Here is a 15,535-nt window from a genome sequence, read left to right on the forward strand (position 1 = left end):
AACATCTCAGCCGGCGCAGGTGGTGCCCCAGCTCCGCCCAACTTCGCGAACAACACCCCCGGTCAGGCCGGGCAACCGGGTGCCAACGGCGGGGACAGCACCGTCAGCACCGGCGGAGTGATCGTGGTGGCCGCCCGCGGCGGAGGCGTCGGCTCACCGTCGGGCACCCACGGCGCCGGTGGCTCCGGCGGCTCCGGCGGCGGGCCCGTCCAAGGCGCCGGCGCAGTCGTGGCCAGCACATCCGGCCAGCCCGGCTGCGTCGTGCTGACGGTGCTCCCTCCTACACCGGCCAGCAGATCACCCCCATGGAGAACGGGTTCGGCCAGAACAGCTACGCCACCGCGGCCTGCGTCGGCGGCACCCTCACCCTCCAGGTCGTCCTCCGCCAGACCAGCCAGCCCGGCAAGACCTTCCACCTGGTCTACAGGCTGGACGGCTCGGACTTCGTCTGGACCGGCGTGAACCTGACCACGGACGCCAACGGCAGTGGCACCGCCGCCCTCACCCTCCCGGGCCTGGCCGCTGGAACCCACCGCCTGGTCCTGTGGATCAATGACACCCCTCAGCCCGGAAAGACCTACTACGTCAACTCCGGCTTCCAGGCCAACCCGATCACCTTCACCTGCTGACCACACCCGGTGGAACTTCCCGGACGGTCCGGGGGGTTCAGCCATGCAAGATCAAATTCTGGGGCTGCTCAGGTCATCGCCCTCCAACGTCCGGTACAGCGTCACCCGGCTACGCCGCGGTCTCGGGTGCTGAGCAAGCATGCGACCACAATCGGTGCAGCAACAAGGTTGATACGCTGACCTGCGTTTATGCAGCTCCATGGGGCGGACAGAACCGCTGTCCTGCCCCGATCACCGCTACCTGGCGGCTGAGGACAGCTTCGAGAGAAGGCCGCCGTCCCGGACGCCTTAAGACCCGCGATGGCAGTCCTAGGGATCAGGAAAATCGTGCAACCGCGCCTGCACGGCATTGAGGCGTTCGGCGGCCTGACGGTGGGCTTGGGCCAGCAGTGCGGCCACTTCATGGCGGATCCGCTCCACCTCGGCGATCGCGTCGGCCATCTCCTGTTCGGCGGCGGCGATGCGGCGCTCAGCATCAGCGCGGGCGGCATTCAGCCGCTGAGCGGACTCGGCGCGTACCTGCTCCAGAGCGGCCAGAGCATCTGCGCGTTCCCGTTCGACCTTCTCCCACCACTGCGCGGACCCGGAGCTGCCTGCCGCGTCGATGATCTTCCTCCGGCTCATGGACGAATACAGCTCTGCAGGATGACCCGAGCATCCTACTCTTCAGTAGGGTCACAGCCTGCTCAGGGAGCCGGGAACTGGTCAGTGGGGGTCCCCTCAGCGGCTGCGAGGGTTTTGTGGACGACACCGACCGAGACGCCGACGCCGATGGTGCGGATGGATTCCCCGCGCTCCCGGCGGGGGAGGGTGGCGGCGCGCTTGTCGTCGTCGCCCGCGGCCCGGCGACCGCCGACCCGGCCTTGGCGGCGGGCCACCTCCAGGCCGTTCTTGGTCTTGCGGACGACGTCGCAGTGCGGGCCGGTCGTCGGTGGCGAGCTTGCCGCCGATCTTCTCTTCGAACACCTTCAGGCAGATCGGGTCGAGGGGTGTCGTGCTGGCGTTGGGTCTCCTGCTTGTCGGTGCTGACCCGGACCAGGCCGACGAGCGCCACGGGGGACCGCCTTCCGTTCATCAAGAACTTGAGTGCTGATGCGCAGATGTTGTCCAGCGTCACCAGGGTGAGCTTTTGTGACAGGTGAGGACACATATTCACCGATAGCGCGGACTGTAGTTACGTAAATACTTTAAGTGATAGTCAGTCCCGCACGGTGAGGGAGATCTCTCATGAGCATGATCCAGACCGGTAGCTTGCAGCTCGACTCCAAGCATCCCGTCGAGGAGAACGGCGGCAACACCACTACCTTCACCCAGGTCACCTTTCCCACTCCCTTTCCGTCAGGCGCGCAGGTCGTCGTCATTCCGTTCGTGCAGACCTTCAACGGCCCCTACACTCCCGGCATCAGGATCGCGGAGGTCAATCCCCAGGGCTTCAAGATCCGTTTCAACGAGGTCCTCGTGAGCAGCACCGTCAAGAGCGACGGCTACCACAGCACCGAGACCGTCGGCTGGATCGCCGCGACGGTCTAGGGAGGACCGGACCTCGAGAAGGTGCCCGGGAAGGCATGACGGACGGTCCGAGCGAGCGCCACGCGATCTCGCTCGGACCGTTACGTGTACAGCACTACTTCCGCGACCGCCCGCAGCCGTCCTCCGCTCTGGCCTACGGCAACGCTCTGCCTTGGGAGCTCATGACCGGGAAGCCGTGCTGTGAGGGCCGTCGTGGGGCGTGTGCTGGAAGGGGTAGAGCCGCTGGTCGATCACCGTGCCCGGCGATGACCCGGGCGGAACTGAGGGCTGTCCCCGGCCTGGCCGGCAGTCATGACGAAAGACAGCGGACGGCATCGGCCATCAGCAGCCAGATGCACCTTGCTGGTCAACGGGGTAGCCGGGATCGTCGTCGGGGGCGTTTTGCCCCTCTGGCATAGCCCCCTTTCCTGCCGGGCGGCTTCTTCCAGTGCTGCGCTCAGCTCGCCGTCCAACGCCATCCCTGCAGCATGATGGTGGGCGCAGACAGCGGTGGAGACGACGCCGACCAGGCCCAGGTCGGCCTGTCCCCGGGCTGCGGCCTCAGCGATCATGGTCTGTAGCAGCTGCTCGAACACGCCGTCCCGCGCCCAGGTGCGGCGCCGGTCGTAGGCGGTGGACCATGGCCCGTACTCGATCGGCAGGTCACGCCAGGGGCTGCTGGTACGAAACCGCCACATCACTGCGTTGAACAGCCGCCGCAGATCCGGTATCGGACCCCGCTCGCCCAGCGGTAATGGGGCTCGATCAAGGACCATTCTTCGTCGGTGAGGTCTCCACGCGCCATGTTCGATGGCCTACTTGGGGCACCGGCCATACCGCAGACGATCCCTCTGATGATCTCAGGCCCTAGATGGGGGTTTGGCTGCCGGTGGGCGGCGATTGGTGGTTACGGTGCGGACGAATGCCGCGAGTGTCGAGGATGAGGCGGCTGATGGACGACGCCGGTGCGGGATGGGCAGGCCAGAAGAAACATGGCCAAGGACGAAGGCGTTGCGGAGATCGCCTTTGGCAGTATCTCGCCGAAAAGTGGCACCTATACCGCTTTCCGTAGCGCGTGGTCCAAATAGACTCGAAGATAGATCAAGCCAACGAAAGGCGACTCTCTGTGACCACGGCGAAAAACAGCCTTGTTCTACTTGCCGCCCTTGCGGGATTGATGGCCGGGACGGCGATTCCTTCTGCAGCATCTGCGTCCGTCAAGGAGCAGGGCTGGGAATGGGTTCGATCCTATATTCCTGGCGACGCGGCGAACGAAATCGCATGCCACACGGAGGGCCAATATTACGCAGACGGCTCCACCGGCTACGAATGCAAGTGGTACCCCGAAACGTGGCACATGCCGCCCGGTACGTCCCACTGGGAACTGTGGGTGGGGCCCTAGTCATCCCTTCCAGAAAATCCGCGGGCGGGCTCGCCGATGCTGAGCGGTTCGCGGTGGTGCTCGACGGTCAGGGGGTGAGACGGTGACCATCGCGGGGCGGTGTTCAACCACCGCCGAACGCTCAAGGCCACCCTCCTCAGAGTGGCCGAGTTCAAGCCTGTGTCGTTCGAGCCGGGGAGACCGGCTGTCCGTTGTGCGTAGCGGTTGGCCTCCCCGACCCGGCGACGATCAAGCCGTGATCGGAATCTTCTGGTCGCTCCTTCTCGCCGAGATCGTCAGCCGGCGCGGCCAGAGCGTCGAGCGCCCTTTCGACCTTCTCCTGCGACGTGTGGACGCCGCGAGGGTGGTCCAGACGCGCATCAACAAACAACGAGTTACCGAATCGCTCATTTGAGGCTTCAAGAGCGCCCGACGCGATCCGCGTCGGGCGCTCTTGACTGGCGGATCGATCGGCCGGGCATGCGGTTTATCCGGCCGGTCCCGGCAGCCTACGATGAGATCGCGATGAAGTGCCCAGTGCTGAGTCAGTACCGCTTAACATAAGTAACGGACGCCCCCGCATCGCCGGGCGCCCGTTACTTATTGCTAGGCCTTACTAGCACGTATTGCCGTCATACCAGGCATTGTCCGCGTACTCCCAGTTGTCGAGGTAGACGTCCTGCCACGGACCGACGCACGCGAGCCGGTTAGGCTGTCCGCGCATATCGATTTCTACCTCGATCACGCTGTTCCCGCAGTGGTAGTAACGCAGCTGCGATCCCCACTGGGTGCCGGTCAGATATGCGCCACACTGCTTACCTACAGGAGCCGAGAGAGTGCCGACATCGCCGGATGGCGCGGCGGCTGATTCGGCTACGGCGGGAGCGAGCGTTCCGGCAAGCATTCCGCCTGCAAGAGCCAGCGTGCCCAAGGCACGCATTATTACGCGCACTGGATCCCCTAACGCTTGATTTGGTGTTTTCACAACTGTCACATGCCGGATGGATACAGAAAAGGAGATAATCTGCCATGTTTGCTCGATTCGCAGCCAAATGCGAATCAGCGAAGATCGCCGGGCATGGGTGGCACCTGAGAGCTGCTGGCGAAGGCTTGACGACTTCGTGCATGGCTTGCAGTGGCCTGCGGGGCGAGGCCGATGACGCGGCCTGCCCGCGGACGAGGGGCCCGCAGGCTGTTCTTCGTCGGCCGTTCGGGGGGTGTTCTTCGTCAGGCGTGCGGGGCGGATCGGCAGGAGGGCAGCGGGGGAGGGCGAGCAGGTTTGTCCGGGTGGCGGATGGAGGTGCCGGACAATTCTCCGGCGGCCGAGACTGGGGGGTCGTGAGAGCGCCGGCCCGTGGCGCGGCGCTCGCTGCGCGGCCCGCGTCCGGGTGGCTTCTCGCGCATCCCCTTCCTCCAGAAAGGCCGCCGCCATGCCTCCAAGACACCCGCGCCCCGCGCCGCGGCCGGGCCGGTGAGTCCGTCGTCGCGATGGCGGCGGTGGCTGGCCTCAGCGGGGGTGCTGGCCACCGTCGCCGTCTGCTCGGGGGCCGCCGTCCCGACGCCGGCCCTCACCGCTCCTCGCGATCCCACCCCGCGGGAAGAAGCGCTGTTGCACGACGCGGAAGAGCTCCTCATCCAGCGATGCATGCGGCAAGGCGGTTTCGCCTACTGGGTCGTCGAGTACGCGCCGCCCCCCGCGTTCCCCTACGTCCTGGAGGACGTGAACGCGGCCGGCGCCCACGGCTACGACACCGGCGGAGCGCGCGGCCGCTCACCCCATCCCAACCAGGTCCACGGGATGAGCCTCCCGCCGGAGCGGCGGCACGCCTGGCTCCTCGCCATCCACGGCAGCCTGACGGACGAGCAGTTCGAGGCGAGTCTGCCGTCGGGCGGACGCGTGCGTCACAGCTCGCGCGGCTGCACGTCCCAGGCCCAGCAGCAGCTGTACGGCGACGCCCGGACGTGGTTCCGCGTCAAGGAGATCAGGACGAGCCTGCGCGCGGTCCGGTACGAGGCCGTCAGCGGCGATCCGGCCTTCGCCACGGCCATGGCCGGGTGGGCGGGTTGCATGCGCGGGCAGGGGCAGGCGTTCGGATCACCTGGGGAGATCCGGGTCGCCCTCGACAACAGCCGCCAGAACGGGACGGAGGCCCGGTGGCGCCGGACCGCCGTCGCCGAGGCCACCTGCGCCCTGCGGACGGGCTTCGCCGCCACGGCGCACCGCCTGGACCGGCACTACGAGCGGCGCATCCACGCCCGATACCGCCAGGAGCTGGCGACCTGGCGCCGCCTGGCGCTCTCCGCGCTTCCGCGAGCCCGAACCGTCACCGCGTCCCCCTGACTGCCCGTCTTCTGTCAAACCCGAGAAAGGATCACCATGCGCACCATCACCTCCGTGGCCGTGGCACTGGCCATCGCCGGCCTGGCCGCCGTCCTGCCGGTCGGCCAGGCCATGGCCGACGACACTGCTCCCGCCGCTCCCACCGCGTCCACCTCGTCCGCCGCTCCCGCCGACGGAACGGCGGAGAAGGCGGTCACGCCCGAGAATCTCATGATCGCCGACGGATTCTTCTACGCGGCCGAGCACCCGTACGGGCAGGGCAAGTACTGCAGGTGGCTCATCTACGACGCCTCCTGGGCCGACTGCCTGAACGGCGAGAACCAGACCATCAGCATGGAGAACCAGGCGTCCCAGATGTTCAACAACGGGTTCCCGGGCAACTACGACGTCGTCAAGCTCTTCTGGGGCCGCAGCTACACCGGCGCCTGGCGCTGCCTGGCGCCCGGCAACCACTGGGACAACCTCTCGCTGGGACGCGAGACCTTCAACGGCGGCGCCGGCCTGTCCGGTTACGGGCAGGCCCTCAACGACAACGTCGCCTCGCACAAGTGGGTCGAGGCCTGCTAACGCCTGTACGGAGTTTCGCCTGCGCTATGGCCGTCACCGACCGCGTCGTCGCCGGTTTCGGCACCCGGATCGACGCCCTGCCGGACCGGGCCCGGCTGGCCGTGCTGGTCACCGCCGCCGAGGGGAGCGGTGACCTCGGGACCGTCCTGCGGGCGGCGCGGGCCCTCTGCGCCGACGTCGCGGACCTGGACGTCGCCGAGAAGGCGGGGCTGCTGCGGATCACGAGCGTCCAGGTCGGGTTCCGCCACCCGCTGATCCGGTCGGCCGCCTACCAGCGCGCCCCGCTGAGCCTGCGCGTGGCCGTGCACGAGGAGCTGGCCGGGGTCGTGGACGCCGAGCGGCGGGTCTGGCACCAGGCCGCGGCCGCCACCGCACCGGAGGAGGCCATCGCCGCCCGGCTGGAGGAAGCGGCCGGGGCGGCGCGCGGCCGGGGCGGCATGGCCACGTCCGCGTCGATCTACGAGCAGGCCGCGCTGCTCAGTCCGGACCGGGCCGAGCGGGCGCGGCGGACGACTCTGGCCGCCAGGGCCGCGATCGCCAGCGGACGCACCGAGCAGGCCGCGGCGCTGGCGGAACGCGCCGCCGACCTCGGGAGCGACAGCGCGGGCCTGGCGATGGTCCGCGCGAGCGTCGCCTTCGAGCGCGGCAGGCCGCACGGCGCCGCGCACCTGCTCGCCGACAGCGCCGGACGCATCCTGCGCGACGACCCCGGCCTGGCCTTCGACATGCTGACCATGGCCGCGACCAATGCCTGGACGCTGGGCGAGGCCGATGCCCTACGGCGCGTCGCCCGGCTCGCGGGCTCCTTCCCCGGCCGTACGGCCAAGGCCATGGGCGCCCTGGCACGGTTGCTCGAGGAGGACTACGCCGCCGCGCTGCCCGCCCTGGCGGCCCTGGTGGAGGAGGCCCGCGCCGAACCGCCGGACAACGCCCTCACCCGCATCTTCGTCACCACTGCCGCGCTCCACCTCGGCGACGACGAGACCGTGGGCGAGCTGGCCGCCGCCGACGTGGTCCGCTGCAGAGACCAGGGCCTGGCCGGGGCGCTCCCGGTCACCCTGCACGCGCTCGCGCACGCCCACCTGATGGCGGGACGGCACCACGACGCCAAGGCCACCGTGGCCGAGGCGCTCGACCTGGCCAGGGACACCGGCCAGAGCCACCGGATCGCGCAGCTCCGCACGATCACCGCGAGGATCGCGGCCATCGAGGGCGACGCCGAACGCTGCCGCGACCGCGCGCACACGGGCCTGCTCCACCTCACCCTGGGCCACTACGAGCAGGCGCTGCGCGATCTCGCCGCGGTCACCGTCGTCTTCGCCGCCCCCGACCTGATCGAGGCGGCCGTCCGAGCCGAGGCGCCCGACCGCGCGGCGGACGCCTACGCCCGGTTCGCGGCCTGGGCCCGGGCGGCCGACCGGCCATGGGCTTGCGCGGTCGCGCAGCGCTGCCGTGGCCTGCTGAGCCCGGTCCAGGAGGCGGGCGAGCACTACGCGCGCGCCGTCGACCTGCACCGGCACGGCGGCCGGCCGTTCGAACGCGCCCGCACGGAGCTGCTGTACGGCGCGTGGTTGCGCCGCGCGCGGCGCAGGGCCGAGGCGCGTCCGCCGCTGCGGTCGGCGCTGGAGATCTTCGACCGGCTCGGCGCCGCGCCGTGGGCCGAGCGTGCCCGTGCCGAGCTGCGCGCCACCGGGGACAGCGCGCCCGCCGCCCGTCCCGCCGACGCGCTCGCGGCGCTCACCCCTCAAGAGCTCCAGGTCGTACGGCTGGCCGCGGCGGGGGTGAGCAACCGCCACATCGCCGCGCAGCTGTTCCTCAGCCACCGGACCGTCGAGTACCACCTCTACAAGGCCTATCCCAAGCTCGGCATCGGCTCCCGGCAGGAGCTGGCGGGCCTGGTGTGAACCGACCCCGGTGGTGACTACCGTGGCGCCACGGATTCGGGCCGGTGGGGCCGCCTCCTAGCGTTGCGGCCATGGAACACGTGAACGTCGCGATCATCTACTACAGCGCCACCGGCACCGTGCACGCGCTGGCCCAGGCCGCCGCCGCAAATGCGGAGAAGGCGGGCGCACGCGTACGGCTGCGCAAGGCCGCGGAGACGGCGCCGGCCGCGGCGATCGACTCCAAGCCGACCTGGGCCCAGCACCTGCGCGACGCCGCCGACGTCGCCGAAGCCGGCCACGACGACCTGCAATGGGCCGACGCGGTGCTGTTCGGCACCCCCACCCGCTTCGGCAACCCGGCCGCCCAGTTGCGGGCCTTCATCGACACCACCGGCCCGCTGTGGATGCAGGGCAAGCTGTCGGACAGGGTGTACTCGGCCTTCACCGCCTCCAACACCGCGCACGGCGGGCAGGAATCCACCATCCTGGCGCTGAGCAACACCTTCTACCACTGGGGTGGCGTCATCGTGCCGCCGGGCTACACCGACCCCGTCCAGTTCCGGTCCGGAAACCCCTACGGCGCCTCCCACGTGGCCGGCGACGGCCCGCCCACGGAGCTGGCCCTGCAGGCCGCCGCCGCCTACCAGGCTTTCCGCGTCACCGAGATCGCGGCCGCGCTCAAGGCCGGACGGCGATGATGTCGGAGGAGTCCGCGATCAGCGCACTGCTGGAGATGCGCGCCGACGCCTGCCGGGTCAAGGACGTCGATCGGTTGATGGCGCTCTACGCTCCCGACGTCGTGTACTACGACGTCGTCCCCCCGATGAGGTTCGCCGGGCTCGATGAGGCCCGCCGCAACTTCGTCCGCTGGTTCGGGGAGTACGACGGGCCCATCACGCTGGAGACCCGCGAGTTGGTCGTCGCGGCGGGCGTGGACGTCGCGTTCGCGCACATGCTCCACCTGGACAGCGGGAAACGCAGGAACTGATCACCCATGAGCACGTCTCGGTGCCGATCGACCCGCGGACCCTGCAGGCGTGGCTCCCGCCGGAAGGCTGAGGTGGCGCGGAGAGGATGGGAGCTGTGGACTCTCAAGTGAGAACCCGCGTCTCGGCGTACGCGATCGCCGTGGAGGAGGATCGGCTGCTGCCGGCGCGGTTGTCGGATGCCTCGCCCGGATCGATCCCGGTAAGTGCCACAGACCCCGCGAACTTCTGGAGGAGACGGGCAAGCTGAGCCTGCCGGTCCCCATCCTTTCCCCGATCAGGTCCCAATCGCCCTCGACCAGTGTCCAGGCGCTGAGGCGCTCACGCCGGAGCCCCTTCCTGATCGATGCCATGGACCCAGATCACAGCGGCTACAGCCTGGCCAAGAAGAACGGCAAGCTCAAAGGCAAGCAACCCGAACCCGCCCGACGCTCCATCCGCCGACGCCGCGCCGCACTCACCCGACATCTGACGTGTCTGCAAAGAACGAACCATCAGGCTGGTGGTGAGGCCGTGACGGCCTGGAGGGCGGCGCTCAACGCCCGGGCGTGCGCCGGCGACTGCCGGGCGTCGCCGAGACCGATGACGACGTCGTCGTGATGCAACATCACTACGCCGTCCTGGAGGGTGACGGCGTCGAAGGCGCCGCTGGGCAGCCGCACGCCAGGGTATCCGTTGACGTCGGCCAGCGGTGGCACGACGAGGCCGGTGGCCGCCTGAGCGGCGGCGAGCTGGCGGCGCAGTGTGTGCAGTTCGCGTTCGGCCATCTCCAGGCGGGTTTCGGCGGTGGCCTGGGCCAGGCGGGCCTGATCGTACTGGGCACGTAGCTGGTCGCGTTCCTCCTCGAACCGGCGGGTGCTGCCGGCCAGGGTGTCGCGGACTGCCCGGGTTTCGGCTCGTGCCTGCTCGGCGGCGACGCCGGCCTGGTGGAGCTGTGCCTGAGTGGTGGCCAGGTGGGCGCCGGTCTGTTCGAGATTGTCTGCCAGCCGACGAACCTCGGCGCCGGCCTGGTCCAGCTGACGGTCGCGTTCGGCCAGGGCCACGGCGCGCTCTTCGGCCAGGGCCTGGGCGCGCGACAGGTCTGCGGCCAGGCCGCTGAGCTGCTCAGCCTGGCGGGCAGTCACGAGTTGCTCGTCGTTCAGGCGGGTGGTGAGGTTGCCGATCTGGACGCCGAGGCGTTCGGCGTCGGCGCGGGCTTCGGCGTGGATGCGGTCGCGATGCTCCTCGGCGGCGTGTTGGGCGTCGAGCGCTTCCTGCTGGGCGTGCAGGGCCGCGTCGCGTGCCTGTTCGGCCGTCTGGCGGTCGGCGTGGGCGGCGCGCGTCGCGTCGCGGGCCTGCTCGGCGTCGGCTTCGGCCTGCTGCACGCGTGCTTCGGCCTGGGCCAGCTGGGTGTCGATGGCCTGCCCGACCTGTTCCAGCCGCTCGGCGAGACGGCGCAGGTCCTCGCGTTCGGCGGCCAACTGGGCGTCGCGCTCGTGCAGAGCGGCGCGGATCTGGCCGGCCTCGGACGCGAAGAGACTGACCGCCGTGTGCGTGGCCAGCGCGGCGGGGGCGCTGTCGGCGGTGCGGCTGGCCTCGTTGCCGCACAGCTTGCAGCAGTACTTGCTGGGGCGGCCGCCCTTGCCGGGTGCACGGTCGGGCTTGGCTCGGCCGCAGCCGGGCCGGGCGCACTGCCGCAGCACGTCGTCGGTTGCGAGGGCCGGGCAGTCGCGGCTGTGACCGCGGCCGCCTCGGGGCGACTCCTGCCCTGCTTCGCGGTCCGCGGGTGCCGGCTCGTTGTCGGCTGCGGCGAGCAGGCCGCCGGGCGAGGCCGCGGATGTCCCCATTGTCGAGGGCGTCAACGGTGCCGCTGGGGCGGGCGGTGCGCCGGCGTGGGCGTCGGCGCGGCTCGGATCGCCGGGGTTGAAGCTGGTCTCCGTCACGACCATGAATTTAGCATCAGCACATGCGCTTTCCGACGGTGTTTCACATAAAGAATGTGCGATATCTTTATGATCACTGAGAAGTGAACTTCTCAAAGATCATCTCTGCTAGGGTAGGAGTCGTGATCGAGTCCGACGCGTCGCTCAGGCCGGCTTCCCGCCCGCTCCCCACCGCTGCGTTCCCTGCCGGGCTGACGCCGGCCGCCCCCGCGAGGGACCCGTACCTGCTCTATCTGGGACGCCTGGGCAGCGCCGACTCCCGGCGCGGGATGCAGATCTGCCTGGACCACATCACGCGCATGCTCACCGGCGACCCGCTCGACAACGCCACGGTCTCCGGCCAGGGGCAGCCCTGGCACCACCTGCGCTACGAGCACACCGCCTGGATCCGCGAGCAGATCGACCAGATGGACTGGTCACCCGCCTACCGGAACAAGCACTTGGCCGCACTGCGCGGGGTGCTCAAGGAAGCCTGGAAACTGGGCCTGCTCAGCACCGACGACCATCAGCGCGCCGTCGCCCTGGCCCCGTTCGCCGGCCACCGGGAGCCGGCCGGTCAGCACGTGCCCGACACCGTCATCGGCGCGCTCATCGCCGCCTGCGACGCCGACCGGTCTCCCGCCGGCGCCCTCACCAGCGCCGGGCTCCGCGACGCGGCCATCATCGCCGTGCTGGACGCCTGCGGTCTGCGTCGTGCCGAACTGGTCAGCCTGCAGTACGCCGACTACGACCGGGCCCGGCGGATGCTCACCGTCATCGGCAAGGGCGACAAACAGCGCCGCATCCCCGTCAACACCTTCGCCGCCCGCCGCCTGGAGGCCTGGCTCGCCTGCCGGGGCACCCACCGTGGCCCGCTGTTCCCCCGTCTCACCCGCAGTGGCGCGATACGCACCGCCCCCGACGGCCGTCCCTGGCAGATGAACCCCCAAGCGGTACGCGACATCCTCGCCAAGCGCACCGACCAGGCCGCCACCACGCCGGTCCGGCCGCACGACCTGCGCCGCACCTTCATCTCCAACCTCCTGCCACAGGCTGACGCGATCATGACCGCCCGGCTGGCCGGCCACGCCAGCCCCAGCACCACCCTCCGCTACGACGTGCGCCCGGACGAAGAGGCCCGTGACGCCGTCGAACGCCTCCGCGTCCCCACGGTCACGCCCCTGCTGTCCACCACGCCCGCGGAGCAGCGACCTGATGCCACGACGTGAGAAGAAGCAGAGGCAGCCTTCTCGTCCGTAGACATGGAAGGCAGAGGAAAACAGGGCAGCCTCACTGGATGGTCCGGCTCCCCGCCTGAACGCTGCGGCCCAGGGGATCATGGCCGAGCGCCCCGATGCTCCTGCGGCGTCTTCCGCACCGCACCCATCCACGCTGTGCGGGGGACATGGCCGCTTGCACAGCAGGCGCTGACCGCAAGGCAGGCTCTCGGGACGCACCAGCCGGACCGAGGGTTCCTTCGCAGCGGTCTGACGGTGTCATCAGGAACGGGGAATGGCCAGATACTGGCTCTCCAGATACTCCTCGATCCCGGCTCGTCCGCGTTCTCTGCCCAGGCCGGAGTGCTTGACGCCGCCGAAGGGCGCCGCAGGGTTGGAGACCAGGCCGGTGTTGACGCCCACCATGCCGACGTCCAGCGCCTCGCCGAGCCGGAAGGCGCGGTCGAGGTCCCGCCTGGCGCCAGGCCGCTCGCCGCCCCTGAGAAAGGCTCTGCCATGGACGACACAGAGTTCTCGGCCGACTTCGACGGCGTCTTCGCCCAGGCGTTCACGCCCCGCTTCTACGAGATCGACGGTCAGGGCGTCATGTTCAACATGTGGTACCTGGCCTATGTCGACGAGGCGGTGACCGGCTTCTTCGTCCATCGTGGCCTGCCGTACGGCCAGTGGCCCGACATTGGGGTTCGACGTACGTGTCGTGCACGCCGAACTCGACGGGAAGGAGGGCATCGACGGTGCTGGACGACCTGAGGTGCTGATCAGCACCTCCCGCATCGGAGGCAAGAGTTTCACCTTGGACTTCGCCTTCCGGCGGGACGGGAGACCGACGTGTACGGGCTGCGTCCTAGGGTGGGAGCCGGCGGCTCAGCCGCCATTCCGCTGCCTCCCGCCCTGCTCGAGGCGCTGGGTGCGATCGTCCCGCTGCGGTAGGGCCGACAGACCCGAACCCTGCGCCGACGTCGGCTTCGAGGCCGACCAGGAGCGCCCAGGTGGACTGCGTACCCCTCGATCGCACGGGAATGATCGTCCTCGATGACGGTCAGCCAGGACCGGGCCGGTTGCCGGCCGGGGCGATCTCCCACAGGTCACATTGCGTGTGGTCGGCCAGCCAGATCTGGTGGGCCGGCCCGCCTCCCGGCGATGCACCAGCTCATGCCGCTCCCGATAACCGCGCGTGCCATCCTGAGCCAACGTGCCAGGGCGGGATCCAAGGCTGGCTGTGGTGGTCGCGGTGGGAGTGCCGCACCGTCCGCCGGCTGCGGCGATCGGCCGCGGAGCTGCCGGGAACCGCTGCGCCCGCAGGACATGACCGTCATTCGCCTGGATAAGCCACAGTGGGGGAGTGAAGGTCCTTCTGGTTCAACCTCCCACCTGGTCCCCGGACGGCCACGCCAACTTCGACGCCATCGAGGAGCTGGCCGCGCGCGAGCCCGTGCGCAGTGACGTGCTGCTCCTGCCCGAGCTGGCCGGGTCCTCGTTGTCGCGCGCCGACTATCTGGCCCGGGTCGCCGCGCTCGCCGTGGGCACCGGCGCGACGGTCGCCGGCGGCTCCCACTATGACCGCACGGAGGCGGGCCTGGTCAACCGGGGTGCTGTGATCGATCCGTCCGGCGCGCTGGTGGCCGAGTACGACAAGGTCCACCCCTATGACGTCGAACGCCGCTCGGGTGTGGTGCCGGGCAGGGCCGGGGTCGCGTTCGAGCTGGCCGGCCGCCGCCTGCGTGTGCTGCTCTGCGCCGACCTGTGGTACTCGGCGACCCTGGCCGGGCAGGACGACCTCGACGTCGTCCTGGTCTCCGCCTTCTCCGTCACCCGCTGGGACGGCCCCGGCCCCGCCCGTGCGCTGTGGCGGCACATGAGCGTGGCGCGGGCGTACGAGTTCATGACGTACGTCGCGGTCAGTGACTGGCATCACGAGGCCACTTACCAGGGCCGGCCGTGTGCGGGCGTGACCGGGTTCGCCAACCCCTGCCCCGACGCCGCCGACGGCTTCTTCACCGCCTGCCCGGACGCGCCGCTGTCCTCCTGCCTGCTCGACCTCGACCGCCTCGACGCCTTCCGGCAGGATCGCGCGCACCGCGGGTTCAGGTAGTGCGCGCTTTGCCGGGTTCGTACGCCGCCGCCTTCGGGCCGAGCACCGTAGCGGGCCACGGTCAACCGTCCACTGACCTGGTCGACGTAGGCGTGCCGGATCTCGACCGTCCCGTTCGCGACTACCTGTCCGGCTCCGGCTGAGCGCCCCAGCAGCCACCGCGTCTCGGACCGTCCGCCACCTGTTCACAGCAAAGCGCCTCGCCATCACGGAAACACTCACGAGCCACGCGATCACGGTCCGGGCAGAATGGCCCTGGGCGCGGCTGCTGGCGGCCGATCCGATCACCGAACGCCGGGAACGGTTGGCCGCCTCTCCCGGCCTCCCGCCTGAGGTGCAGGAAATCCTCGCCGCCGATCCGGAGATACGGGTCGTGACGGAGCTGGCCTCGCAGGCGACCGCGGAGATGGCGGCCCGGCTCGCGGCGCATCCTCATGCCGAGGTCCGCTGCGCCGTGGCCGGCAACGAGGCGGCACCGCCGGCGGTGCTGGCCGCGCTGGTCACCGGCGAGGGGCTACCGCCGGCACGGCGGTGTCCGGTCTGCGACCGGGAGGAGACGCCGTTCACCCACGATCCGGAATGCCCGAAGCTCGACTGCGACCTGCCGCCCGGCGCCGCCTGCGACGGCTCGCATGAGTCCACCGTTCACCAGACACACGTCAGTGCCCTGTGGAACCCGGCCACGCCCACCGCGGCCGTCATCGGCTTCGCCGACCACCCGTCGATGCTGCTGCGCCGGCCCCTGGCCGTCCGCCCCGACCTGCCTGCGATGGTCTATGAACGCCTCGCCGCCGACCCGGAGCCCGGTGTCCGGGCCGCCCTGGCCGCCAATCCGGCCCTGCCGCCCGACGTGATGTCGGCGCTGGTGCCCTGAGCAGCGGACCTCCGTCCGGCCGTTCACGCCTCCGAGCTGCCTGCGCCGGTTGATCCATCCTGGGCACAGGCGCCACGGAACCCCCGTCACGCCTTGGCCGGGCACAACGCCTGGCCAAGGCGTTGCGCGCG

General features: G+C 70.0%; 15 protein-coding genes and 1 pseudogene. 11 read left to right on the forward strand and 5 right to left on the reverse strand.

Annotated features, from left to right (window positions below; genetic code table 11):
• The first annotated feature begins 305 nt into the window (after nucleotides 1-305).
• Nucleotides 306-629: a hypothetical protein gene (locus ACIBQ8_RS04975; RefSeq protein ID WP_397179896.1), complete on the forward strand. Its 324-nt coding sequence runs from the start codon at nucleotides 306-308 to the stop codon at nucleotides 627-629.
• Between the two features lie 309 nt (nucleotides 630-938).
• Here ACIBQ8_RS04975 and ACIBQ8_RS04980 read toward each other — a convergent pair whose 3' ends face one another.
• A complete protein-coding gene (locus ACIBQ8_RS04980) occupies nucleotides 939-1,253 on the reverse strand; it encodes a hypothetical protein (RefSeq protein ID WP_397179897.1) in 315 nt (104 codons plus the stop codon).
• Between the two features lie 603 nt (nucleotides 1,254-1,856).
• On the opposite strand from ACIBQ8_RS04980, the gene ACIBQ8_RS04985 reads away from it, so the two are divergent.
• A complete protein-coding gene (locus ACIBQ8_RS04985; RefSeq protein ID WP_397179899.1) occupies nucleotides 1,857-2,159 on the forward strand; it encodes a hypothetical protein in 303 nt (100 codons plus the stop codon).
• Nucleotides 2,160-2,389: 230 nt separating this feature from the next.
• Here ACIBQ8_RS04985 and ACIBQ8_RS04990 read toward each other — a convergent pair whose 3' ends face one another.
• Nucleotides 2,390-2,914 (reverse strand): transposase, encoded by a 525-nt coding sequence (locus ACIBQ8_RS04990; protein WP_397191155.1) that lies wholly within the window; start codon nucleotides 2,912-2,914, stop codon nucleotides 2,390-2,392.
• An 861-nt stretch (nucleotides 2,915-3,775) separates the two neighbouring features.
• Between ACIBQ8_RS04990 and ACIBQ8_RS04995 the strand changes: the two genes are divergently transcribed.
• Complete coding sequence (locus tag ACIBQ8_RS04995; protein ID WP_397191156.1) at nucleotides 3,776-3,934, forward strand: hypothetical protein; 159 nt, start codon at nucleotides 3,776-3,778, stop codon at nucleotides 3,932-3,934.
• Between the two features lie 201 nt (nucleotides 3,935-4,135).
• On the opposite strand, the gene ACIBQ8_RS05000 is transcribed toward ACIBQ8_RS04995, so the two are convergent.
• Nucleotides 4,136-4,450 carry a DUF6355 family natural product biosynthesis protein gene (locus ACIBQ8_RS05000; RefSeq protein ID WP_397179900.1) on the reverse strand — a complete coding sequence of 105 codons (315 nt, stop codon included), beginning with the start codon at nucleotides 4,448-4,450 and terminating at the stop codon, nucleotides 4,136-4,138.
• 678 nt (nucleotides 4,451-5,128) lie between these two features.
• Between ACIBQ8_RS05000 and ACIBQ8_RS05005 the strand changes: the two genes are divergently transcribed.
• The 5 genes from ACIBQ8_RS05005 (at nucleotide 5,129) to ACIBQ8_RS05025 (ending at nucleotide 9,301) form a co-directional block, all read left to right on the forward strand.
• Nucleotides 5,129-5,860 carry a hypothetical protein gene (locus ACIBQ8_RS05005; protein WP_397191157.1) on the forward strand — a complete coding sequence of 244 codons (732 nt, stop codon included), beginning with the start codon at nucleotides 5,129-5,131 and terminating at the stop codon, nucleotides 5,858-5,860.
• 36 nt (nucleotides 5,861-5,896) lie between these two features.
• Nucleotides 5,897-6,427, forward strand: coding sequence for a hypothetical protein (locus ACIBQ8_RS05010; protein ID WP_397191158.1), 531 nt, complete (start codon nucleotides 5,897-5,899; stop codon nucleotides 6,425-6,427).
• Nucleotides 6,428-6,453: 26 nt separating this feature from the next.
• Nucleotides 6,454-8,331, forward strand: coding sequence for a LuxR C-terminal-related transcriptional regulator (locus tag ACIBQ8_RS05015; RefSeq protein ID WP_397191159.1), 1,878 nt, complete (start codon nucleotides 6,454-6,456; stop codon nucleotides 8,329-8,331).
• Nucleotides 8,332-8,402: 71 nt separating this feature from the next.
• Nucleotides 8,403-9,011 carry an NAD(P)H:quinone oxidoreductase gene (gene wrbA, locus ACIBQ8_RS05020; protein ID WP_397191160.1) on the forward strand — a complete coding sequence of 203 codons (609 nt, stop codon included), beginning with the start codon at nucleotides 8,403-8,405 and terminating at the stop codon, nucleotides 9,009-9,011.
• Nucleotides 9,008-9,301 carry a YybH family protein gene (locus ACIBQ8_RS05025; RefSeq protein ID WP_397191161.1) on the forward strand — a complete coding sequence of 98 codons (294 nt, stop codon included), beginning with the start codon at nucleotides 9,008-9,010 and terminating at the stop codon, nucleotides 9,299-9,301. The genes wrbA and ACIBQ8_RS05025 overlap by 4 nt, the downstream gene beginning before the upstream one ends.
• Before the next feature lie 492 nt (nucleotides 9,302-9,793).
• On the opposite strand, the gene ACIBQ8_RS05030 is transcribed toward ACIBQ8_RS05025, so the two are convergent.
• Nucleotides 9,794-11,125, reverse strand: coding sequence for a hypothetical protein (locus ACIBQ8_RS05030; protein WP_397191162.1), 1,332 nt, complete (start codon nucleotides 11,123-11,125; stop codon nucleotides 9,794-9,796).
• A gap of 218 nt (nucleotides 11,126-11,343) precedes the next feature.
• Between ACIBQ8_RS05030 and ACIBQ8_RS05035 the strand changes: the two genes are divergently transcribed.
• Entirely contained in the window at nucleotides 11,344-12,429 is a 1,086-nt protein-coding gene (locus ACIBQ8_RS05035) for a tyrosine-type recombinase/integrase (protein WP_397191163.1), read from the forward strand.
• A gap of 270 nt (nucleotides 12,430-12,699) precedes the next feature.
• Here ACIBQ8_RS05035 and ACIBQ8_RS05040 read toward each other — a convergent pair.
• Nucleotides 12,700-12,891 (reverse strand): annotated as a pseudogene (locus tag ACIBQ8_RS05040) (aldehyde dehydrogenase family protein); the annotation flags it as partial.
• Nucleotides 12,892-13,780: 889 nt separating this feature from the next.
• Here ACIBQ8_RS05040 and ACIBQ8_RS05045 point away from each other — a divergent pair.
• The gene (locus ACIBQ8_RS05045) at nucleotides 13,781-14,530 is read left to right on the forward strand and encodes a carbon-nitrogen hydrolase family protein (RefSeq protein WP_397191164.1); all 750 of its coding nucleotides are present in this window, start codon (nucleotides 13,781-13,783) and stop codon (nucleotides 14,528-14,530) included.
• A gap of 334 nt (nucleotides 14,531-14,864) precedes the next feature.
• The gene (locus tag ACIBQ8_RS05050; protein ID WP_397191165.1) at nucleotides 14,865-15,404 is read left to right on the forward strand and encodes a hypothetical protein; all 540 of its coding nucleotides are present in this window, start codon (nucleotides 14,865-14,867) and stop codon (nucleotides 15,402-15,404) included.
• Nucleotides 15,405-15,535 lie beyond the last annotated feature (131 nt).

The sequence above is a fragment of the Nonomuraea sp. NPDC049646 genome (genome assembly GCF_044465525.1).
In the GTDB taxonomy this organism is placed as follows: Bacteria; Actinomycetota; Actinomycetes; order Streptosporangiales; family Streptosporangiaceae; genus Nonomuraea.